Origin of the sequence: Streptomyces sp. NPDC126499 (assembly GCF_040302485.1) — a bacterium.
Classification (GTDB): domain Bacteria; phylum Actinomycetota; class Actinomycetes; order Streptomycetales; family Streptomycetaceae; genus Streptomyces.
The window spans coordinates 46,275-67,219 of the sequence record NZ_JBEOUO010000002.1 but is presented as its reverse complement, the minus strand read 5'-3'; the positions used below and the strand labels follow the sequence as shown (position 1 = coordinate 67,219).

The following is a 20,945-nucleotide window of genomic DNA, read 5'->3' as shown; positions in this document are numbered from 1 at the left end:
GCCCTTTTCCGGATCTCGCCCTGCGGGGCCGAGGGCCGGTGGCCCTCGGCGCGGCCCCTCAGTAGCCGGCGGTGAAGCGGCGCTGCACGAACCTCGGCAGTTCCGCCTCGTCGACGAGGGCGACGGCGGCGTCCTCGGCCGAGATGCGGCTGCGTCCGTCGGCGTCCCGGACGGCCTGGTCGCCGCCGATGCGGAAGCGGCCGGTTCGCTCGCCCGGGGCGATGTCCTCCGCGGGGCTGAAGTAGGTCCAGCGGCGGTTGGAGGTGCGCAGCACGTTCAGGGCGTCCCGGTGGCCGCGTACCGCCGCCGCGTAGGCGCGGGGCAGTCCGATCGCGTCGAGCGTCTCGTGGATCCGTTCCTCCGAGTCGGCGAGCACCGTCCCCGGTTCGGTCTCCAGGCTTCCGGCGCCGCCGATCACGATGAGGCGGGTCCTCGGGTGGCTCTCCAGCGCCTTCAGCAGGGACCGGGCCGCGGCGGCGTAGACGGTCGGGTCGGCGATGGAGCGGCGGACGGTGTCGTCGAGGTCCTGTGCCGCGTTGCCGGGCTGGAAGGCGCTGACGAGCACGTCGAGGCCGGGCAGTGCGGCGGCGACGGCCGCCGGGTCGAGGACGTCGAGGGTCGCCCACGTGATGTGCGACCGGGTTTCCGCGGCTGCGGGCCGGGTGGCGTCGCGGCTGAAGGCCCGGACGTGGTGGCCGCGTTCCAGCGCCTCCGTGACCACGCGACTGCCGATGGTGCCGGTGGCTCCGATCACTCCGATGAACATGGCTCTCCCCTGGTCGTGGCACGGTGCCGGACTGCCGCGTCTTCACGGCGTTCGAAAACTATACGCTGTGAAGTAAAGGGACGGCGCTCAGAAAAAGAGACGCTGTAGAGTGCCGACGTGACTGGAACGGGAAGGACCGTCGGGGGACGCCGGGAGCGGCTGCGCGCGGAGACGACGGCCGAGATCAAGGACACGGCCCTCAGGTTGATGGCGGACGGCGGCCCGGACGCGATCACCCTGCGGGCCATCGCCCGCGAGATGGGGATGACGGCCAACGCGATCTACGGTTACTTCGCCACCCGTGACGAGCTCGTGACCACCCTCATCGCCGACGTGTACGAGGCACTCGCCGACGCCGTGGACGCGGCCTGGGCGCAGGCCCCCGGCGACGATCCGGCCGCTCGCATCCTGGCCTGGGCCGATGCCTTCCGGGGGTGGGCCCTGGCCAACCCCGAGGGTTTCCGCCTCGTCTACGGCGACCCGGTGCCCGGTTACGAGGCGCCCGAGGGCGGCCCGGCTCCCGACGCCGCCCGGCGGGTGTGCACGGGGCTGACCGCCCTGGCGGACGCGGCCTGGCCGTACGCGGAAGCGCACTACCGGCACAGCGCGTTCACGTGGGACGACTTCGACGCCGGGCTCCTCGACAAGGTCCGCCCGGCCTTTCCCGAGCTGCCCCCCGCCGCCGTGGCGCTGGCCCTGAGGATCTGGGGGCATCTGCACGGACTGGTGGCCCTCGAGGTCTACGGCCACCTCGGCCGTCAGACGTCGAGTCCGGACAAGCTCTTCCGGGAGGAGCTGGCCCAGCTCACCCGGACCCTCGGCATGCCGCACACCGGCTGAGCCGAAGGACGGGGCCTACAGGAGCGGGCCTGGGGAGCCGTGAGGAGTCAGAGGAAACCGAGCGCCGAGGCCCCGCCCACGCCGCCGAGGAGCATGAAGGCCGGCATGAGGACCTTCAGCTCGACCCAGCTGCCCGCGCGGAAGCGCAGGCCCCTGGGCGGGCCGACCGGGTACCAGCGCTTGCGGCCCACCGGGATGGGCCAGAGGATCGGGCAGCCGGAGACCGTCAGGGCGTCACCGATGTCGTGGACGAGGGCGCCGAGGACGACGGGCAGGCCGAGCCACAGGTACTCCTGGCCGGGGCCCGTGAAGAGCCAGTTCGCGCCGTTGCCGGGCTGGTCGAGGACGCCCGCGAGGATCCAGGCGCTGGTCGCGCCGAGCAGCCAGACCAGGACGTCGCTGGACATGCGCGCGGCGCGCCACAGCAGGCCCTCGACCGCGAGGACGAGGTGGACGAAGAGGATCGTCAGGACCGCCCAGCGGCCGCCGGTGATCGCGGCCACCGAGCAGCCGGCCCCGATCACGACCGCCCACAGCCAGGTGTGGGTGAGGGTGCGGTGACCGCCGGAGCGGCGCGGGTCGGCGGCGGAGCGGGTGGCCTTGTAGACGGCGTACGACAGCTTGTCGACCATCTCGCACAGGCCCCGCGAGATCGGTCCGAAGGCGCGCGAGATCGTCGCCGACTTGTGGTCGAGGTCGGGCGCGAGGGCCGCGCCCGCGCAGATGAGCGCGCCGACCACCAGGACCGGCCAGGGCATCGGGCGGTCGAGGGCCGCTGCCGCCGCCCCGACGCCGAGCCAGGCCGCCGCTCCGGACAGCGAGTGCGCCGGTCCCATCATGTTCGTTCCCGCCCCGTTCCACCTGCGCCGGCGCCCAGTTGACGGCCGGTCGGACCACCGGTCGTGCAGCCGGTCGACGGGCCAGCCTATCCTCCGTGATCTTGCTGTCGGCGGCCGGTTCCCTCCTCCGGGGGGAATCCAGGCAAGATGGGGGCGTGACCCTTATCGATCAGCTGCCGCCGACCGCCGACCCCGACGCCCTTTTCGAGGCCTTCTCCTCATGGGCGGAGGGCCGGGGCATCACGCTCTACCCGGCCCAGGAGGAGGCGCTGATCGAGGTGGTCTCCGGGGCCAACGTGATCCTTTCCACTCCCACCGGTTCGGGAAAGTCGCTGGTCGCGGCGGGGGCGCACTTCACCGCCCTGGCCAATGACCAGGTGACCTTCTACACGGCGCCGATCAAGGCGCTGGTGTCGGAGAAGTTCTTCGACCTCTGCAAGATCTTCGGCACGGAGAACGTCGGCATGCTGACCGGCGACGCCTCCGTGAACGCGGACGCGCCGGTCATCTGCTGCACCGCCGAGGTCCTCGCCTCGATCGCGCTGCGCGACGGCCGGCAGGCCGACATCGGCCAGGTCGTCATGGACGAGTTCCACTTCTACGCGGAGCCGGACCGCGGCTGGGCCTGGCAGATCCCGCTCCTGGAACTCCCGCAGGCCCAGTTCGTCCTCATGTCGGCCACCCTCGGCGACGTGTCGATGTTCGAGCAGGACCTCACCCGGCGCACCGGCCGGCCGACGGCGGTGGTCCGCTCGGCCACGCGCCCGGTGCCGCTGTCGTACGAGTACCGGCTCACCCCCATCACCGACACCCTCACGGAGCTGCTGCAGACCAAGCAGGCGCCGGTCTACATCGTCCACTTCACGCAGGCGCAGGCGGTGGAGCGCGCGCAGTCGCTGATGAGCATCAACATGTGCTCGCGCGAGGAGAAGGACGCCATCGCCGAGATGATCGGCAACTTCCGCTTCACCACCAAGTTCGGCAAGAACCTCTCCCGCTACGTCCGGCACGGCATCGGCGTGCACCACGCGGGCATGCTGCCGAAGTACCGGCGGCTCGTGGAGAAGCTGGCCCAGGCGGGCCTGCTGAAGGTGATCTGCGGCACGGACACCCTCGGTGTCGGCGTCAACGTCCCGATCCGTACGGTGCTGTTCACGGCCCTGACGAAGTACGACGGCAACCGGGTGCGCACGCTGCGGGCCCGGGAGTTCCACCAGATCGCGGGCCGGGCGGGCCGGGCCGGCTTCGACACGGCCGGTCTCGTGGTGGCGCAGGCGCCCGAGCACGTCATCGAGAACGAGAAGGCGCTCGCCAAGGCCGGCGACGACCCGAAGAAGCGCCGCAAGGTGGTCAGGAAGAAGGCCCCGGAGGGCTTCGTCGCCTGGTCGGAGAACACCTTCGAGAAGCTGATCGCCTCCGAGCCGGAGCCGCTGACCTCCCGCTTCCGGGTCACCCACACCATGCTGCTGTCGGTGATCGCCCGTCCGGGCAACGCCTTCGAGGCGATGCGCAAGCTCCTGGAGGACAACCACGAGCCGCGCAAGGCGCAGCTGCGGCACATCCGCCGGGCCATCGCGATCTACCGCTCGCTGCTCGACGGCGGGGTCGTGGAGCAGCTGGACGAGCCGGACGCCGAGGGCCGCACGATCCGCCTGACGGTCGACCTCCAGCAGGACTTCGCGCTCAACCAGCCGCTGTCGACGTTCGCGCTCGCCGCCTTCGACCTGCTCGACCCGGAGTCGCCGTCGTACGCGCTCGACATGGTGTCGGTGGTCGAGTCGACCCTCGACGACCCGCGCCAGATCCTGGCCGCGCAGCAGAACAAGGCGCGCGGCGAGGCGGTCGGCGCGATGAAGGCCGACGGGGTCGAGTACGAGGAGCGCATGGAGCGGCTCCAGGAGATCACGTACCCGAAGCCGCTGGAGGAGCTGCTCTGGCACGCGTACAACGTGTACCGGAAGTCGCACCCGTGGGTCGGCGACCACCCGGTGTCGCCGAAGTCCGTCATCCGCGACATGTACGAACGGGCGCTGTCCTTCACCGAGTTCACCTCCTTCTACGAGCTGGCGCGCACCGAGGGCATCGTGCTGCGCTACCTGGCGAGCGCGTACAAGGCGCTGGACCACACCATCCCGGACGACCTGAAGACGGAGGACCTGGAGGACCTGATCGCCTGGCTGGGCGAGATGGTGCGGCAGGTCGACTCCTCGCTGCTCGACGAGTGGGAGCAGCTGGCCAACCCGGAGGTGGAGACCGCCGAGGAGGCCCAGGAGAAGGCCGACCAGGTCAAGCCGGTCACGGCGAACGCGCGGGCCTTCCGGGTCCTGGTGCGCAACGCGATGTTCCGCCGGGTGGAGCTGGCGGCGCTCGACCACGTGGACGAGCTGGGCGAGCTGGACGCCGAGTCGGGCTGGGACGCGGACCGCTGGGGCGAGGCGATGGACGCGTACTGGGACGAGTACGACGACCTCGGCACCGGTCCGGACGCGCGCGGCCCGAAGCTGCTGTCCATCGAGGAGGACCCGGCGCACGGTCTGTGGCGCGTCCGGCAGACCTTCGCGGACCCGAACGGCGACCATGACTGGGGCATCAGCGCGGAGGTGGACCTGGCGGCCTCGGACGAGGAGGGCCGGGCGGTCGTCCGCGTGACGTCGGTCGGACAGCTGTAGACCTCGCGGTGGCAGACCTCACGAACGGAGCACGAAGGTGACCAATCCCGCCGAGCGACTCGTGGACCTGCTCGACCTGGAACGGATCGAGGTGAACATCTTCCGCGGCCGCAGCCCGCAGGAGTCGCTCCAGCGGGTCTTCGGCGGGCAGGTCGCCGGCCAGGCCCTGGTGGCGGCCGGCCGTACCGTGGACGACGACCGCCCGGTGCACTCCCTGCACGCCTACTTCCTGCGGCCCGGCCGCCCCGGCGTGCCGATCGTCTACCAGGTGGAGCGGGTGCGCGACGGGCGTTCCTTTACCACCCGGCGGGTCACCGCCGTCCAGGAGGGACGGACGATCTTCAATCTGACGGCCTCCTTCCACCTCCCGGAGGAGGGCGCCTTCGAGCACCAGCTGCCGCCCCGGCACCTCACCGATCCGGAGACCCTGCCGAACCTCGCGGACGAGATCCGCGACCACCTCGGCACGCTGCCGGAGGCGCTGGAGCGGATGGCCCGCCGCCAGCCCTTCGACATCCGGTACGTGGACCGGCTGCGCTGGACGAAGGAGGAGGTCACGGACGCGGACCCGCGCAGCGCCGTGTGGATGCGGGCGGTCGGGCCGCTGGGTGACGACCCGCTGGTGCACACCTGCGCGCTGACGTACGCCTCCGACATGACCCTGCTCGACGCGGTGCGCATTCCCGTGGAGCCGCTGTGGGGGCCGCGGGGCTTCGACATGGCGTCGCTGGACCACGCGATGTGGTTCCACCGGCCGTTCCGGGCCGACGAGTGGTTCCTGTACGACCAGGAGTCGCCGATCGCGACCGGCGGGCGGGGCCTCGCACGCGGCCGGATCTACGACCGCGAGGGCCGGCTGCTGGTGTCGGTGGTCCAGGAGGGCCTGTTCCGGAAGCTGTAGCGCCCCCGGCTCACGGGCCGGCCGTTTCACCGGCCTCTGGCAGGCCGGCTCTCTGGCAGGCCGGGCCGTCTCACAGGCCGGGCAGCGGGTCCTGCGCGACCTCGTGCCGCCGGGTGCGGATGTCCGGGCCCGGCGGGTGGAGCTTGGCGTCGCAGGCGGGGCCGAGGCCGGTGCGGCGGGAGTCCGCACCGGTCAGCGGGCGCCCGCACAGCCGGCACCGGACACGGCGCGGCCCCTCCCCCGTCTCCGGCGCGGGGCCGATCTCGATTGCCAGCGGTTCGTCACCCATGCTGAGATCAAACCTCATCCCTACGAGGAGCTGTGCATGAGCCTGTACGAGATTCCGCTGAAGACCCTCACCGGCGAGCCGCTCTCGCTCGCCGATTTCCGCGACCGGGCCGTCCTGGTCGTGAACGTGGCGTCCCGGTGCGGTCTCACCCCGCAGTACGCGGGCCTGGAGCGGCTGCAGAAGGAGTACGGGGACCGCGGCTTCACCGTGCTCGGCGTGCCGTGCAACCAGTTCGCCGGCCAGGAGCCGGGCAGCGCCGAGGAGATCGAGACCTTCTGCTCGACGACCTACGGCGTGACCTTCCCGCTCCTGGAGAAGACGGACGTGAACGGCACCGGGCGGCACCCGCTGTACGCGGAACTGACCCGGGTGGCGGACGCCGACGGCGAGGCCGGGGACGTCCAGTGGAACTTCGAGAAGTTCCTCATCGGCCGTGACGGCGTCGTCACCCGTTTCCGCCCGCGCACCGAACCCGACGCCCCGGAGATCGTGGCGGCGATCGAGGCGCAGCTTGTCTGAGCCCGGGGTGGTGGAGCGGCTGCGGGCCGCGGGCTGCGTCTTCGCCGAGGAGGAGGCGGAGCTCCTCGGTCTGGCGGCCGCCGGCCCGGCCGAGCTCGACGCGATGGTCGAGCGGCGGATCGCGGGCCTGCCGCTCGAACACGTGGTGGGATGGGCGGAGTTCGCCGGGCTGCGGATCGAGGTCGACGGCGGGGTGTTCGTCCCGCGCCGGCGTACGGAGTTCCTGGTGCGGCAGGCGGTGGAGCTGGCCCGGCCGGGCGCCGTCTGCGTCGACCTGTGCTGCGGCTCCGGCGCGGCGGCCGCGGTGCTGCTCGACTCCGTCGAGGGGGCCGAGGTGCACGCGTCCGACATCGAACCGGCCGCGGTCCGGTGCGCCCGCCGCAACGTGGAGCCGAGGGGCGGGCACGTCCACGAGGGCGACCTCTTCGCCCCGCTGCCGCGCGGACTGCGCGGCCGGATCGAGGTGCTCGTCGCCAACGTCCCGTACGTCCCGAGCGGTGACGTCCCCCTCCTGCCGCCCGAGGCCCGCGACCACGAGCCCCTGGTCGCCCTGGACGGCGGCTCGGACGGCCTGGACGTGCTGCGCCGGGTCGCCGCCGAGGCGGCGCACTGGCTGGCCCCGGGCGGGCACCTCCTGTCCGAGACCAGCGAGCGCCAGGCCGCCGACGCCCTGGCGGCCGTCCAGGCCCAGGGCCTCGTCGCCCGGGTCGTCGAGGACGAGGACCTGTACGCGACGGTGATCGTGGCGAGCCGGAATTCCTGACGCCCTGGCGTCGCGTCCGCCGGAATTCCCGGCCCGCCTCCTCGCATCCGCCGGCGGATCCGGGGCAGCCGCCACGCGATCCGCCTCGGCGGAGCGACGACACGAGAGGAGGCCACTGATCATGGCCGACGTGAGTCCGATCGACGTGCAGAAGGCCCTCAAGGGCGCGGAGTACCCGGCGAGCGCCGACGACCTGGTGTCCCTGGCGCGGAACAACGGCGCCGCTGACGAGGTGGTGGAGCGGCTCCGCTCCTCCGGGACGAAGCGCTACGACGGTCCCGACGACGTCCAGAAGGCCCTGTTCTCCGGCGGCGACGGCAGCTGACCGCCGCCGGGGTGGGGGGGGCTCGTTAGGGTGGCGGCGTGCGTGTACTGCTCGTCGAGGACGACGAAAACCTCCGCTTCGGGGTGGCCGCCGCCCTGCGGGCCGCCGGGCTCGCCGTCGACGAGGCGGGCGATCTGCCGCAGGCGGACGAGGCGCTGTTCGTCACCGCGTACGACTGCGCCGTCTTCGACCGGATGCTGCCTTCCGGGGACGCCGCCACCTATGTGGAGGGGCTGCGGCGCGGGGGCCGTGGGGTGCCGGTGCTGTTCCTGACCGCGCGGGACACGGTCGCGGACCGGGTCGAGGGTTTCGCGAGCGGCGGCGACGACTATCTGGTCAAGCCGTTCGCGGTGCCCGAGCTGGTGGCCCGGGTGCGCAGCCTGTGCCGCCGCGCGGCGGTGGTCCGGCCCCCGGTGCACCGCGTCGGTGACCTGGAGATCGACACGGCGCGCCGGCACGTCCGGCGCGCCGGTGTGCTGCTGACCCTCACCGGCCGGGAGTTCGCGGTCCTTGAGGTCCTCGCCGCCCACGCCGACCAGGCGGTCGCCCGCGCCACCCTGATCGAGAGCTGCTGGGACGAGATGGCCGAGCCGCAGTCCAATGTGCTGGAGGTGCTGGTCTCCCAGCTCCGCCGCAAGCTCGGCGACCCACCGCTGATCCACACCGTGCGCGGGGTCGGCTACCGGCTCGCGCCCGGCGACGTCCGGTGAGGCCCCGGCTCCCGCACCGGGCCTCGCGCCGCTCGCGGGCCCTGACGCCCACGGAACGGGTGCTGCGGCTGCGCCGGCGGATCAGTGTGCTGTTCGCCCTGACCAGCGCCCTGGGCCTGATCACGATGGCCGTGCTCGCGGTACGCAGCGACAGCGGGCGCTGGCGCGAGCAGCTCGATCACGCGATGGACGCGGACACCAGCTGGGCGCTGGGCCTGCTGGAGACGGACGCGGACGGGCGGCTCGACACGTCCGTCCTCGCGGACACGATGAACATCGACTGCCCGCCCCTGACCGTGCTGCTGGTGTCCGGCGGGGGTCGCGGCCCGGACACTCCGGCCCCGGACACCGGGGACGCCCCGGGCCGCCTGACCGTGCGGCACGCCCCGGCCAGGCCGTGCCTGGCCGTCGACCGGGACGTCGTCCTGGCGGCCGGCCGCGCGGCGGTGGACGCCGAGGACGTGCGGGCCTTCGACCGGCGGTCGACGGACGGCGCGCCCGTACGGGTGTTCGCGATGCCCTTCTACGACGCCGAGGCGACCGCGGACGACGCTCCGCAGGGCGTCCTGGTGACCGCGGCCGACGCGACCGCGCAGCGGGACGACCACCGGCGCCTCGTCTGGCTGGTGACCGGCGGCTGCGCCCTGCTCGTCCTGCTGTCCGCGGCGGTCGGCCATGTGCTGTCCGGGCGGGCGGTCCGCCCGGCCCTGATGGCGCTGGCCCAGCAGGAGGCGTTCCTCGCGGACGCCGCGCACGACCTGCGGACCCCGGCGGCCTCGCTGCGGACCCTCGCCGAGACGGCGCTGCGCGGCGAGACGGACAGCGCGGACGTGCACCGGCGCACCCTGCGCCTGGCGGAGGGCATGGGCCGGCTGGTCGACGGGCTGCTCACCCGGGCCCGGCTGATGTCCGGCACGGCGGCGCCGGCGCGCCAGCCGCTGCGCCTCGACCAGCTGGTGGAGGCCGTGGTCGAGGAGGCTCCCACGGAAGGCCACCGTGTCCGCGTCGAGGCCGAGGACACGGTCGTCGTCGCCGATCCCGACCTCGTGCGCCGGGCCGTGGCCAATCTGCTCGGCAACGCGCTCACCCACGGCCACGCGCCGGGCCGGCCCGCGGACGTCCTGGTCACGGTCACGGCCGACGGGACGCTGACGGTCGAGGACGCGGGCCCCGGCCTGCCGCCGGAGGTCGGGGGCGCCGCCCTGTTCGGCCGCTTCCGCAGCGGCTCGGCATCGGGCTCCACCGGCCTCGGACTGTCCATCGCCGCCTGGGTCGCCCACGTCCACGGCGGCACGCTCACGGCGGGGCGGGGTGCCCGGGGCGGCGCCCGGTTCGTGCTGCGGCTGCCGGCCTCGGACTGACGCTTCCGGCACGGTCGGCCGGACGGCCTCAGGAAAACCTCAGCATGGGCGCGTGATCCTTCGGTGGACCCGTCACCGAAGGAGAGTTCCCCGTGATCCGCGCCCACGCCCGCCGCCGTCGTCCGGCTCTCGTCGTCGCCCTTGCCGTCCTCGGCGCCACCTCCCTGGCCGCGTGCACGGCCGGGGCGGGACCGGAAGGGGTCTCACCGGCACCCGGCGCCGCGTCCGCCGCCGATCCGGCCGAGCGGCCGGAGCTGCGGCGCTTCTACGGGCAGAAGCTCGCCTGGCGGGACTGCGGCGAGCTGCGGTGCGCCTCGCTCACCGTGCCGATGGACTACTCCCGCCCCGGCGACGGCAGGACCTTCGTGCTGCCGGTGGCGAAGGCCGCCGCCCCGTCCGCCGCGGGGCGCCGGGTCGGGGCCCTCGTCTACAACCCCGGCGGTCCGGGCGAGCGCGGCGTACAGGCCCTGCGGGACGGGCTCGCCGAGGACCTGGGGCGAGGGGTGCGGGAACGGTTCGACATCGTGGCGTTCGATCCGCGCGGGGTCGGGGAGAGCCGGCCGGCCCTGACCTGCCGTACCGGCGGCGAGGAGGAGCCGGACGAGGACGCCCCGGCCGGCGACTCGGTGGCGCTCTACCCGCGCACGGCGGCCGAACGCGCCGCCGCCGTCGCCGACGCGCGGGCGACGGCGGCGGCCTGCCGGGAGGCCAGCGGTCCGCTGCTGCCGCACGTGGGAACGGACGACGCGGCACGGGACCTGGACGTGCTGCGGGCGGCGCTGGGCGAGCGGAGGCTGACGTACGTCGGCTGGTCGTACGGTACGAGCCTGGGCACCTCGTACGCCGAGCAGTTCCCGCGCCGGGTGCGGGCGATGGTCCTGGACGGGGCGGTCGATCCGTCGCTCGACTGGCGGCAGCGCGCGCTGAACCAGTCCAGGGGCTTCCGCAAGGCCGTCGAGGACTACGCGGACTCCTGCGCGGACACGGTCGGCGAGGGCTGTCCCGGTGCCACGCCCGAGGAGATACGCGCCCTGATCGACCGGCTCGTCACGCGCGCGGAGCGCGAGCCGCTGCCGGTGGACGGCTCCGAGGAGGGTCTGGACGCGGCCGGCGTGGTCTCGGCGCTCGCCCTGTCCATGTACACGCCGGAGGCGCAGTGGGAGGACCTGTCCGAGGCGCTGCGCGCGGCCGGCGGCGGGGACGGCACGGCGCTGGCGGCCCTGGCCACGGGCGAGGAGGAAGAGACGGAGGAAGGCGAGGAGGACGCGCAGGGCGGCGAGGAGGACGCGGAGAGCGGTGAGGGGGACGCGCACGGCGGTGACGGCGATCCCGCCGGCGGGACCTCCGAGCCCACCGCGCCGGACGAGCCCGCCGGATCCGCCGGCACCACCGACTCCACCACGCCCGCCGTGCCCGAGGACAACTCCGAGGCCGCCCTGATCGCCGTCAACTGCCTCGACGTCCCCCATCCGCGCGACGAGCGGGCCTACTGGGACGCCCTGGACCCCGCCCACCGGGCCGCCGGTGCGTACGGCACCACCGGCGTGACCGGCGAACTCGTCTGCAAGGACTGGCCGGCCGGCCGGCAGCGGCCGCACCGGGTGAAGGCCGACGGCGTGCCCCCGGTCCTCGTCGTGGGCACGGCCGGCGACCCGGCGACGCCCTACGACGAGGCGGTGAGCCTGGCGCGGCAGTTCCCGGGCGGCATGCTGCTGTCCTTCGAGGCGGCGGGCCACACCGGCTACGGCCGCAGCGCCTGCGTCGACCGCGCGGTCGAGGCGTATCTGGTCGACCTGGTGAAGGTCCGCCCCGGCACCACCTGTTCCGCCTGACGCGCGGACGCCGGTCAGGTACGGGCCTTCAGACGGCAGCGGGCCGGGCCGAGGGCCTGGAGGGTGATCGCCGAGCCCAGCGGGACGTGGGTGTCGACGGCCTCCAGCTCGTAGGTCTGGAGGATCATCGCCAGGGCGATCACCGACTCCAGCATCGAGAAGTGCTGGCCGATGCACGCGCGCGGGCCGCCGCCGAACGGGAACCAGGCGTAGCGCGGGCGGGCGGCCTCGGCCTCGGGGGTGAAGCGGTCGGGGTCGAAGCGCTCCGGGTCGTCCCAGTAGCGCGGGTGACGGTGGGTCACCCACGGGGAGACGATGACGTCCGCGCCGGCGGGGATCGGGTGGCCGCCGATCTCGGTGGCGGCGACGGCCCGGCGGCCGATGGCCGGGGCGGCCGGGAAGAGCCGCATGGCCTCCTTGAGGACCCGGGTGAGGTGGGGCAGCGCGTCGAGGTCCGCGGCACCGGGCGTACGGCCGGCGAGCACCCGGTCGATCTCCTCGTGGGCGCGTTTCTGCTCCTCGGGGTGGCGGGCGAGCAGGTGCAGCGCGAAACCCATGGAGGTGGCGGTGGTCTCGTGGCCGGCGAGCAGGAACACCAGGACCTGTTCGCGCAGTTCGGCCGCGTCGAAGCCGCCGTCCTCGTCGCTTCCGGCGGCGACCAGGAGGGTCAGCAGGTCCCGTCCGGTTCCGCTCGACCCGGCCGCGCGGCGCTCCGCGATGATCCGGTCGCAGACGGCGTACAGCTCCTCGTGGGCGGCGGCGGCCCGCCGGTTGCCGGGGGTGGGCCAGTCGCGCGGGAGCTTGCGGGGCGCGAAGCCGCGGCTGGAGACGTAGGCGCCGAGCACGGGGAAGCAGCGCTCGACGATGCCGACGGCCTCCTCGACGTCGGTGCCGAACAGGATGCGGGCGACGGCCCGCAGGGCGAGCCCGGTCATCTCGTGGACGACGTCCACGGTGTCCTCGGCCCGTTCCCGCCAGCCGTCGGTGAGCCGGGTGACCTCGGCGGCGACGGACGAGGCGTAGGTGTCGACGCCGCGGCGGGTGAAGAGCGGCTGCACGAGCCGCCGCTGGCGCAGGTAGTCGTCGTCCTGGCTGGTGAGCAGTCCGTTGCCGAAGGACTCGCGGATCTCCTGGTAGAAGGCGTTGTCCTTGCGGAAGTTGGCGGCCTCGGCGGCGAGGACCTGCTGGGCGCCCTCGGCGGAGAACACGCAGTGGACCACGCCCCGCAGGCCGGGCGGCCCCGCCGTGATCCGGACGACGTCCCCGTGGTCGCGCCGGGCCTTCAGGAAGGTGCCGAGCGAGTCGTTCCTGAGGTCGAGCAGTGAGCCGAGCAGTGGAAGCCCGGTGAGTTCGGGTATCGCCATCGTCGAGTCCCCCTGTGAACGTGCGGCGTGGTGATTGTGCCCCAGCGGGTGACCGGCCGGTAGGCGGCGCGTCGGCCGCCGGGCCGGGAGCGTTGTCAGTGGTGTCTGCGAGGCTGCCCTCATGGACGCACCCGAGATGACCGTGCAGTTGACCGTCGACTGCGCCGACCCGCGGCGCCTGGTCGTCTTCTGGGCCGAGGCACTTCACTACGTACCGGAGCCGCCGCCGGACGGCCACCCGACGTGGACGGCGTACTGGAGGGCGATCGGCGTGCCCGAGGACGAGTTGGGGGACGGCGCCGGGGAGCTGCCGGAGTCGATCGTCGATCCGAAGGGGGCCGGTCCCCGGCTCTGGTTCCAGCGGGTGCCGGAGCCGAAGACGGTCAAGAACCGGCTGCATCTGGACCTGAAGGTGGGCGGCGGCCGCGGTGTGCCGCTCGCCGTCCGCCGCGAGCGGGTGGACGGCGAGGTGGCCCGGCTGACGGGGCTCGGCGCCTCGGTGCTGTACACGAGGGACGAGCCGGAGGGGATGGATTATTACGCGGTGGTGCTCCAGGACCCCGAGGGCAACGAGTTCTGTGTGGTGTGAGCGGTGGTGTGAGCGCTCCGGCTCCGTCCGTGGTGCGTCAGCGGATCGGCATGCCGGAGAGGGTGCGGGCGATGACCAGGCGCTGGATCTCGCTCGTGCCCTCGAAGATCGTGTAGATGGCGGCGTCGCGGTGCATGCGCTCGACGGGGTATTCGCGGGTGTAGCCGTTGCCGCCGAGGATCTGGATGGCCTGGGCGGTGACCTTCTTGGCGACCTCGCTCGCGTACAGCTTGGACATCGAGCCCTCGGCGGAGGTGAAGGGCTTGCCGGCGGTCGCCATCCAGGAGGCGCGCCAGACGAGGAGGCGGGCGGCGTCGATCTGGGTGCGCATGTCGGCGAGCTGGAAGGCGACGCCCTGGTTGTCGATGATCGGGCGGCCGAACTGCTCGCGGGTCCTGGCGTAGTCGAGGGCGACCTCGTAGGCGGCGCGGGCGGTGCCGACGGCCATGGCGCCGACGGCGGGCCGGGACGCCTCGAAGGTGGCCATGGCGGCGTTCTTGACCCTGTCCCCGCTCTTCGCCTTCTCCCGGGCGCGGGCGAGGCGCTCGTCGAGCTTCTCCTTGCCGCCGAGCAGGCAGTGGCCGGGGACGCGGACGTCCTCCAGGACGACCTCGGCGGTGTGGGAGGCGCGGATGCCGTGCTTCTGGAACTTCTGGCCCTGGGAGAGACCGGGGGTGTTCGGCGGCACGATGAAGGAGGCGTGCCCCTTGGAGCCGAGTTCGGGGTCGACGACGGCGACGACGACGTGGACGTTGGCGATGCCGCCGTTGGTCGCCCAGGTCTTGGTGCCGTTGAGCACCCACTCGTCCTTGGCCTCGTCGTAGACGGCGCGGGTGCGCATGGAGGCGACGTCGGAGCCGGCGTCGGGCTCGGAGGAGCAGAAGGCGGCGACCTTGACGTCGTCGGCGTCGCCGTACATCTGCGGGACCCAGGTGCCGATCTGCTCCTCGGTGCCGTTGGCGAGGACGCCGACGGCGGCGAGGCCGGTGCCGACGATGGACAGGGCGATGCCGGCGTCGCCCCAGAAGAGCTCTTCCATGGTCATCGGGATGCCGAGGCCCGTGGGGTCGAAGAACTGCTGGGCGTAGAAATCGAGGGAATAGATGCCGAGCTTGGCGGCTTCCTGGATGATCGGCCAGGGAGTCTCCTCGCGCTCGTCCCACTCGGCGGCCGCGGGGCGCATCACGTCGGCGGCGAAGCCGTGGAGCCAGTCGCGCACCTGCTTCTGGTCGTCGTTGAGCTCGAGCGTGAACTCGGCCATGGTCCCTCCCAGCGATATGTTACTTGCGGTAACAGCAGTCTGTTACCGGTGGGTAGAGACTGTCAACCAGCATCGGAGCGCTTCCTGCGGGACGACCGCCGGGCCACTGCCGGGCGACTGCCGGACGGCACGCGGTGCCGCCCGGGTGTTACGTTGCGACCAGCCTCAGGAATTCGTACGGGCGGGGAGACACGCTTATGGACACCACACACCGGACCACCACCGACCAGCAGAAGCCGGCCGACCAAAGGCGCCGCGAGCTGCTGGAGGCGGCGGACCGCGTGGTGCTCCGCGACGGCCCCAAGGCCTCCATGAACGCGATCGCCGCCGAGGCGGGCATCACCAAGCCGATCCTCTACCGCCACTTCGGCGACAAGGGCGGCCTCTACCGGGCCCTTGCCACCCGGCACACCGACGCCCTGCTCTCGGCACTCCGGGCCGCGCTCGACGCGCCCGCGGACCGGCGGCAGCGCGTCGAGGCCACCCTCGACACCTATCTGGCCTCCATCGAGGCCATGCCGCAGGTCTACCGCTTCCTCATGCACCCCGCCGAGGAGTCCCACCAGTCCGAGCAGGGCTTCGACGTCGGCCGCCACTCCGCCCCGCTGCTGCGCCGCATGGGCGAGGAGCTCGGCCAGGTCATCGCCGAGCGCATCGACCTCGGCCCGGACGGCGAGGCGCAGGCGCGGATCTGGGGGCACGGGATCGTCGGCATGATGCACGCCGCCGGCGACTGGTGGCTCGGCGAACGCCCCTGCTCGCGTACGGAGTTGGTGCGCGCCCTGGCCGACGTCCTGTGGGGTCGCCTCGCCCAGGCCCAGGACCGCGCGGACGGCCCGGGATTCTGACGTCTTTTTCGCCTCCCTCGCCTCCCGGGGTTTCGGGCCTCGCTCGGCGGCTTCCGGGCCGCCACCGCGGGCGCCGCTCCCGGCTCACCCCTCCAGCACCCCCGCGCCGCTCCCCCACGGCTCCTTCCCGATCGCCCGCAGCAGCCGGCGCCGGGCCCGGCCGGTGACGTGGTCCGCGTAGACGCCGCCCTGAAGGTGGTCGCACTCGTGCTGGAGGCAGCGGGCGAAGAAGCCGGTGCCCTCGATCCGGACCGGAGTGCCGTCCACGCGGACGCCCTCGACGACCGCGCGGTCGTAGCGGGGGGTCGGGGCCTCCAGGCCCGGCAGCGACAGACAGCCCTCCGGGCCGCTGAACACGTCCCCGTCCGCCGCCACCAGGCGCGGGTTCACCACATGGCCCAGGTGTCGGACGTCCTCGTCGTCCGGGCAGTCGTAGACGAAGACCCGCAGCCCCACCCCGACCTGGTTGGCGGCGAGACCCACGCCGTTCGCCGCGTACATCGTCGCGAACATGTCCTCGACGAGCCGGGCGAGCTCCGGCCCGAAGTCGGTGACGGTCTCGCAGGGGGTGTGCAGCACCGGTGCGCCGAGCAGGGTCATCGCTCGGACGTGGCCGGAAGTGCCGGGGATCAGGCGGTTTCGCATGGGCGCAAGGGTACGTTCAGGGGTCAGCCCGGTCGTGGCGCGGTGCCGTGGTTCGGGCTGCTGGCCGGATCTCGATAGGCTGAGCCCGGACCGACGCAAGGAGGAACAAGGACGATGTCAGGCAGCAACTCGGAGCCGCTGACGCCGCGCGCCAAGCTGGCCGTGACGGCGGGCAGGGCCGCCGCCGCGGTGTCGCGGGCAGCGGGACGCGGCAGCGGATCGGTGATCGGCGGCCGGGTCGCGCTGAAGCTCGACCCCGATCTGCTGGGGCGGCTCGCGCAGCATCTGGACGTCGTGCTCGTGTCGGCGACCAACGGAAAGACCACCACGACCCGCCTGATCGCCGAGGCGCTGCGCGCCAGCGGTCCGGTCGTGTCGAACGCGCTCGGCGCCAACATGCCCGCCGGCATCACCTCCGCCCTCGCCGGCGGATCGGACGCCCGGTACGGCGTCATCGAGGTCGACGAGAAGTACCTCGCGGGCGTCGCCCGGGACACCACGCCCAAGGCGATCGCGCTGCTCAACCTCTCCCGCGACCAGCTCGACCGCGCCGCGGAGACCCGGATGCTGGCCGAGAAGTGGCGCGAGGGCCTCAACGGCACCAAGGCCGTCGTGATCGCCAACGCCGACGACCCGCTGATCGTGTGGGCCGCCTCCTCCTCCCCCAACGTGGTGTGGGTCGCCGTCGGCCAGGAGTGGAAGGACGACGCCTGGTCCTGCCCGGCCTGCGGCGGTGTGCTCCAGCGCCCCGGCGACGACTGGTTCTGCGGCGAGTGCGGCTTCCGCCGCCCCGCGCCGAGCTGGGCGCTCAGCGGCGACCACGTGCTCGACCCGCACGGTTCGGCCTGGCCGATCCACCTCCAGCTGCCCGGCCGCGCCAACAAGGCCAACGCCGCCACCTCCGCCGCGGTCGCCGCGGTCTTCGGGGTGCCGCCGCAGGTCGCCCTGGAGCGCATGTACCAGGTGCAGGCCGTCGCCGGCCGCTACGACGTGGTCTCCTTCCAGGGCCGTGAGCTGCGGCTGCTGCTCGCGAAGAACCCGGCGGGCTGGCTCGAAACGTTTTCCCTGATCGACCAGCCGCCGACCCCGGTGATCCTCTCCGTCAACGCCCGCGGCGCCGACGGCACGGACACCTCCTGGCTGTGGGACGTGGACTACGGGCGGCTGGCCGGCCACCCGATCATGGTGATCGGCGACCGGAAGCTGGACCTCGCGGTCCGCCTGGAGGTCGCGGGCGTGGACTTCCGGGTGTGCGACACGCTCGACGAGGCCGTCACGGTGGCGCCGCCCGGTCAGATCGAGCTGATCGCCAACTACACCGCCTTCCAGGACGTCCGCCGCCGCGTCGGCAACTGACCCGACTCGACCTTCGCAAAGGACTCGCAGCATGACTGACAGCAGCCTGCGTCTGGTCTGGGTCTACCCGGACCTGCTCAGCACCTACGGCGACCAGGGCAACGTCCTCGTCGTCGAGCGCCGTGCCCGCCAGCGCGGCCTCAGCGTCGAGCGCGTCGACGTGCGCAGCGACCAGCCGGTGCCGACCTCCGGCGACATCTACCTGATCGGCGGCGGCGAGGACCGCCCGCAGCGCCTGGCGGCCGAGCGGCTGCTCCGCGACGGCGGCCTGAGCCGGGCCGCCGCCAACGGCGCGATCATCTTCTCGGTGTGCGCCGGCTACCAGATCCTCGGCCACGAGTTCGTCAACGACGTCGGCGAGCGCCAGGCCGGCCTCGGCCTGCTCGACGTGACCACGGTCCGCGGCGAGGGCGCCCGCTGCGTCGGCGACGTGCTCGGCGACATCGACCCGCAGCTGGGCCTGCCCCAGCTCACCGGTTTCGAGAACCACCAGGGCGTCACCCACCTCGGCCCGACCGCCCGCCCCTTCGCCCGGACCGTCTTCGGCAACGGCAACGGCACCGGCGACGGCACGGAGGGCGCGTACAACGACACCGTCTTCGGCACGTACATGCACGGCCCGGTCATGGCGCGCAACCCGCAGATCGCGGACCTGCTCCTGAAGCTGGCGCTCGACGTGAACGCGCTGCCGCCGACGGACGACCGCTGGTACGAGGCGCTGCGCGCCGAGCGCATCGCGGCGGCCACGCAGCCCGCCTGACGGCCCGTCGTACCGCCGGACGCCCGGCCGTCGCGCCGCACGTCTGAGCGCGTATACGCACAACAGATGCGTAAGTAAAGACGGTGTCCACTTCGCGGACATCCGGTTCGGCCCCGCCACCCGGCACCGATAGGGTGGCGGGGATCCAGCCGGACGACGTGGTCCGGGAGTCGGCCCACGTTGCAAAGGTTTTTGGGCTATGCGCATTGGTGTGCTCACCTCCGGCGGAGACTGCCCCGGTCTGAACGCCGTCATCCGCTCCGTCGTGCACCGCGCCGTCGTCGACCACGGTGACGAGGTCATCGGCTTCCACGACGGCTGGAAGGGCCTGCTGGAGGCGGACTACCGCAGGCTCGACCTGGACGCGGTGAACGGCATCCTCGCCCGCGGCGGCACCATCCTCGGCTCCTCCCGGGTGCAGCCCGCGCACCTGGTCGACGGCGTCGAGCGGGCCCGGGGGCACGTCGCCGACCTGGGCATCGACGCGATCATCCCGATCGGCGGCGAGGGCACCCTGAAGGCGGCGAACCTGCTCTCCGAGGCCGGTCTGCCGATCGTCGGCGTGCCGAAGACCATCGACAACGACATCGCCTCGACCGACGTCACCTTCGGCTTCGACACCGCCGTCACCGTGGCGACCGAGGCCCTGGACCGGCTGAAGACCACCGCCGAGTCCCACCAGCGCGTGCTGATCGTCGAGGTCATGGGCCGGCACACCGGCTGGATCGCGCTGCACTCCGGCATGGCCGCCGGCGCGCACGCCATCGTGGTGCCGGAGCGCCCCTTCGACATCGACGAGCTGACCGCCCGGGTCGGTGCCCGCTTCGAGGACGGCAAGCGCTTCGCGATCGTCGTGGTCGCCGAGGGCGCGAAGCCCCGCGAGGGCTCCTCCATGGACTTCAAGACCGCCGGCAAGGACATCTACGGCCACGAGCGCTTCACCGGGGTGGCCAACCAGCTCTCCGTCGAGCTGGAGCGGCGCCTCGGCAAGGAGGCCCGCCCGGTGATCCTGGGCCATGTGCAGCGCGGCGGCACCCCGACCGCGTACGACCGCGTCCTCGCGACCCGCTTCGGCTGGCACGCGGTGGAGGCGGCGCACCGCGGCGACTTCGGCATGCTGACGGCGCTGCGCGGCACCGACATCGAGCTGGTCCCGCTCGCGAAGGCCGTGGAGAGCCTGAAGACGGTGCCGGCCGAGCGCTACGACGAGGCGGAGACCGTGCTCTGAGCGGCGCGCCCGCACGCGTGAACCGCCCCCGGTCGCCGACGCGGCCGGGGGCGGTTCTAGTCTGGTGCGGACAACAAGCGCGAATCGGGCTCCAGGAGTAGACAGATGGATCACAGCGGACACGGCATGACCATGGATCTGCCGCCGTTCACGCTGGGGCGGGCCCTGGAGTTCTCCCCCGACCTCTTCTTCCTGGTCGGCTGCCTGGCCGCGCTCGGTCTGTACGGGTGGGGCGTGGCGCGGCTGCGGCGGCGCGGGGACGCCTGGCCGGTGAGCCGGACGGTGTTCTTCACGGTGGGCGTGCTGTCGATCGCCCTGGTGATGTGCACGAAGCTCAACGACTACGGCATGGTCATGTTTAGCGTGCACATGGTGCAGCACATGGTGATCTCCATGCTGTCGCCGATCCTGCTGCTGCTCGGCGCGCCGGTGACGCTGGCGCTGCGGGCGCTGCCGGTGGCCGGCCGGGGCTCGGCGGGGCCGCGCGAGCTGCTGCTCAAGCTGCTGCACAGCCGGTACATGCGGATCGTCACGCACCCGGCCTTCACGATCCCCATGTTCATCGCGAGCCTGTACGGGCTGTACTTCACGCCGCTGTTCGACTTCCTGATGGAGTCCAAGCCCGGCCACATCGCGATGATGGTGCACTTCCTCATGGTGGGTCTGATCTTCTTCTGGCCGATCATGGGCGTCGACCCGGGGCCGCACCGGCCGGGCTATGTGATGCGGATGCTGGAGCTGTTCGCGGGCATGCCCTTCCACGCCTTCTTCGGCATCGCGCTGATGATGGCGAGCGAGCCGATGGTGCGGGCCTACGAGGTGCCGCCGGCCTCGCTCGGCATCGACGCGCTGTCCGACCAGCACGCGGCGGGCGGCATCGCGTGGGCGTTCAGCGAGATCCCCTCCGTGCTGGTGCTGATCGCGCTGGTCTACCAGTGGTACCACTCCGAGCAGCGGCAGGCGGTCCGCAAGGACCGGGCCGCGGACCGGGACGGCGACAAGGAGCTGGAGGCGTACAACGCGTATCTGGCCTCGCTGCGCACGGGCGGCGGCCGGTAGAGAGCGCCCCGGGGGCACGGG

21 protein-coding genes are annotated in these 20,945 nt (G+C 72.9%); 15 read left to right on the top strand and 6 right to left on the bottom strand.

Features of this window, described 5'->3' with window-relative positions; genetic code table 11:
* Positions 1-58: 58 nt before the first annotated feature.
* Positions 59-766, bottom strand: a complete 708-nt coding sequence (locus ABTZ91_RS03065; RefSeq protein ID WP_352075359.1) for an NAD(P)H-binding protein — start codon at positions 764-766, stop codon at positions 59-61.
* A gap of 117 nt (positions 767-883) precedes the next feature.
* Between ABTZ91_RS03065 and ABTZ91_RS03060 the strand changes: the two genes are divergently transcribed.
* Complete coding sequence (locus tag ABTZ91_RS03060) at positions 884-1,606, top strand: TetR/AcrR family transcriptional regulator (protein WP_352075358.1); 723 nt, start codon at positions 884-886, stop codon at positions 1,604-1,606.
* 47 nt (positions 1,607-1,653) lie between these two features.
* Here the strand turns inward: ABTZ91_RS03060 and ABTZ91_RS03055 are convergent, their stop codons facing one another.
* Complete coding sequence (locus tag ABTZ91_RS03055; protein ID WP_352075357.1) at positions 1,654-2,445, bottom strand: metal-dependent hydrolase; 792 nt, start codon at positions 2,443-2,445, stop codon at positions 1,654-1,656.
* A 155-nt stretch (positions 2,446-2,600) separates the two neighbouring features.
* Between ABTZ91_RS03055 and ABTZ91_RS03050 the strand changes: the two genes are divergently transcribed.
* On the top strand, positions 2,601-5,114 hold the full coding sequence (locus tag ABTZ91_RS03050; RefSeq protein WP_407077883.1) for a DEAD/DEAH box helicase: 2,514 nt from the start codon (positions 2,601-2,603) through the stop codon (positions 5,112-5,114).
* A 37-nt stretch (positions 5,115-5,151) separates the two neighbouring features.
* Positions 5,152-6,015, top strand: a complete 864-nt coding sequence (locus tag ABTZ91_RS03045) for an acyl-CoA thioesterase II (protein WP_352075355.1) — start codon at positions 5,152-5,154, stop codon at positions 6,013-6,015.
* A gap of 70 nt (positions 6,016-6,085) precedes the next feature.
* Here ABTZ91_RS03045 and ABTZ91_RS03040 read toward each other — a convergent pair whose 3' ends face one another.
* Complete coding sequence (locus ABTZ91_RS03040) at positions 6,086-6,304, bottom strand: DUF6011 domain-containing protein (protein ID WP_352075354.1); 219 nt, start codon at positions 6,302-6,304, stop codon at positions 6,086-6,088.
* A gap of 36 nt (positions 6,305-6,340) precedes the next feature.
* Here ABTZ91_RS03040 and ABTZ91_RS03035 point away from each other — a divergent pair, with 36 nt between their 5' ends.
* The 6 genes from ABTZ91_RS03035 (at position 6,341) to ABTZ91_RS03010 (ending at position 11,814) form a co-directional block, all read left to right on the top strand.
* Positions 6,341-6,823: a glutathione peroxidase gene (locus ABTZ91_RS03035; RefSeq protein ID WP_352075353.1), complete on the top strand. Its 483-nt coding sequence runs from the start codon at positions 6,341-6,343 to the stop codon at positions 6,821-6,823.
* On the top strand, positions 6,816-7,586 hold the full coding sequence (locus ABTZ91_RS03030) for a putative protein N(5)-glutamine methyltransferase (protein WP_352075352.1): 771 nt from the start codon (positions 6,816-6,818) through the stop codon (positions 7,584-7,586). The genes ABTZ91_RS03035 and ABTZ91_RS03030 overlap by 8 nt, the downstream gene beginning before the upstream one ends.
* 121 nt (positions 7,587-7,707) lie before the next feature.
* Positions 7,708-7,911 carry a DUF2795 domain-containing protein gene (locus tag ABTZ91_RS03025; protein ID WP_352075351.1) on the top strand — a complete coding sequence of 68 codons (204 nt, stop codon included), beginning with the start codon at positions 7,708-7,710 and terminating at the stop codon, positions 7,909-7,911.
* A gap of 38 nt (positions 7,912-7,949) precedes the next feature.
* On the top strand, positions 7,950-8,621 hold the full coding sequence (locus tag ABTZ91_RS03020; RefSeq protein WP_352075350.1) for a response regulator transcription factor: 672 nt from the start codon (positions 7,950-7,952) through the stop codon (positions 8,619-8,621).
* On the top strand, positions 8,618-9,982 hold the full coding sequence (locus tag ABTZ91_RS03015; protein ID WP_352075349.1) for a HAMP domain-containing sensor histidine kinase: 1,365 nt from the start codon (positions 8,618-8,620) through the stop codon (positions 9,980-9,982). The genes ABTZ91_RS03020 and ABTZ91_RS03015 overlap by 4 nt, the downstream gene beginning before the upstream one ends.
* Positions 9,983-10,074: 92 nt before the next feature.
* A complete protein-coding gene (locus ABTZ91_RS03010) occupies positions 10,075-11,814 on the top strand; it encodes an alpha/beta hydrolase (protein ID WP_352075348.1) in 1,740 nt (579 codons plus the stop codon).
* A 14-nt stretch (positions 11,815-11,828) separates the two neighbouring features.
* Here the strand turns inward: ABTZ91_RS03010 and ABTZ91_RS03005 are convergent, their stop codons facing one another.
* Complete coding sequence (locus tag ABTZ91_RS03005) at positions 11,829-13,178, bottom strand: cytochrome P450 (RefSeq protein ID WP_352075347.1); 1,350 nt, start codon at positions 13,176-13,178, stop codon at positions 11,829-11,831.
* A gap of 121 nt (positions 13,179-13,299) precedes the next feature.
* On the opposite strand from ABTZ91_RS03005, the gene ABTZ91_RS03000 reads away from it, so the two are divergent.
* Positions 13,300-13,767, top strand: a complete 468-nt coding sequence (locus ABTZ91_RS03000) for a VOC family protein (RefSeq protein WP_352075346.1) — start codon at positions 13,300-13,302, stop codon at positions 13,765-13,767.
* Between the two features lie 37 nt (positions 13,768-13,804).
* On the opposite strand, the gene ABTZ91_RS02995 is transcribed toward ABTZ91_RS03000, so the two are convergent.
* The gene (locus ABTZ91_RS02995) at positions 13,805-15,028 is read right to left on the bottom strand and encodes an acyl-CoA dehydrogenase family protein (protein ID WP_352075345.1); all 1,224 of its coding nucleotides are present in this window, start codon (positions 15,026-15,028) and stop codon (positions 13,805-13,807) included.
* A 197-nt stretch (positions 15,029-15,225) separates the two neighbouring features.
* Here ABTZ91_RS02995 and ABTZ91_RS02990 point away from each other — a divergent pair, with 197 nt between their 5' ends.
* On the top strand, positions 15,226-15,876 hold the full coding sequence (locus tag ABTZ91_RS02990) for a TetR family transcriptional regulator (protein WP_352075344.1): 651 nt from the start codon (positions 15,226-15,228) through the stop codon (positions 15,874-15,876).
* 84 nt (positions 15,877-15,960) lie between these two features.
* On the opposite strand, the gene def is transcribed toward ABTZ91_RS02990, so the two are convergent.
* The gene (gene def / locus ABTZ91_RS02985; protein WP_352075343.1) at positions 15,961-16,521 is read right to left on the bottom strand and encodes a peptide deformylase; all 561 of its coding nucleotides are present in this window, start codon (positions 16,519-16,521) and stop codon (positions 15,961-15,963) included.
* Between the two features lie 114 nt (positions 16,522-16,635).
* Between def and ABTZ91_RS02980 the strand changes: the two genes are divergently transcribed.
* From ABTZ91_RS02980 to ABTZ91_RS02965, 4 genes are all read left to right on the top strand, one after another.
* The gene (locus tag ABTZ91_RS02980; protein ID WP_352075342.1) at positions 16,636-17,877 is read left to right on the top strand and encodes a MurT ligase domain-containing protein; all 1,242 of its coding nucleotides are present in this window, start codon (positions 16,636-16,638) and stop codon (positions 17,875-17,877) included.
* A gap of 31 nt (positions 17,878-17,908) precedes the next feature.
* On the top strand, positions 17,909-18,637 hold the full coding sequence (locus ABTZ91_RS02975) for a glutamine amidotransferase (protein WP_352075341.1): 729 nt from the start codon (positions 17,909-17,911) through the stop codon (positions 18,635-18,637).
* Positions 18,638-18,836: 199 nt separating this feature from the next.
* A complete protein-coding gene (locus ABTZ91_RS02970) occupies positions 18,837-19,865 on the top strand; it encodes a 6-phosphofructokinase (RefSeq protein WP_352075340.1) in 1,029 nt (342 codons plus the stop codon).
* Between the two features lie 105 nt (positions 19,866-19,970).
* A complete protein-coding gene (locus tag ABTZ91_RS02965) occupies positions 19,971-20,924 on the top strand; it encodes a cytochrome c oxidase assembly protein (protein WP_352075339.1) in 954 nt (317 codons plus the stop codon).
* Positions 20,925-20,945 lie beyond the last annotated feature (21 nt).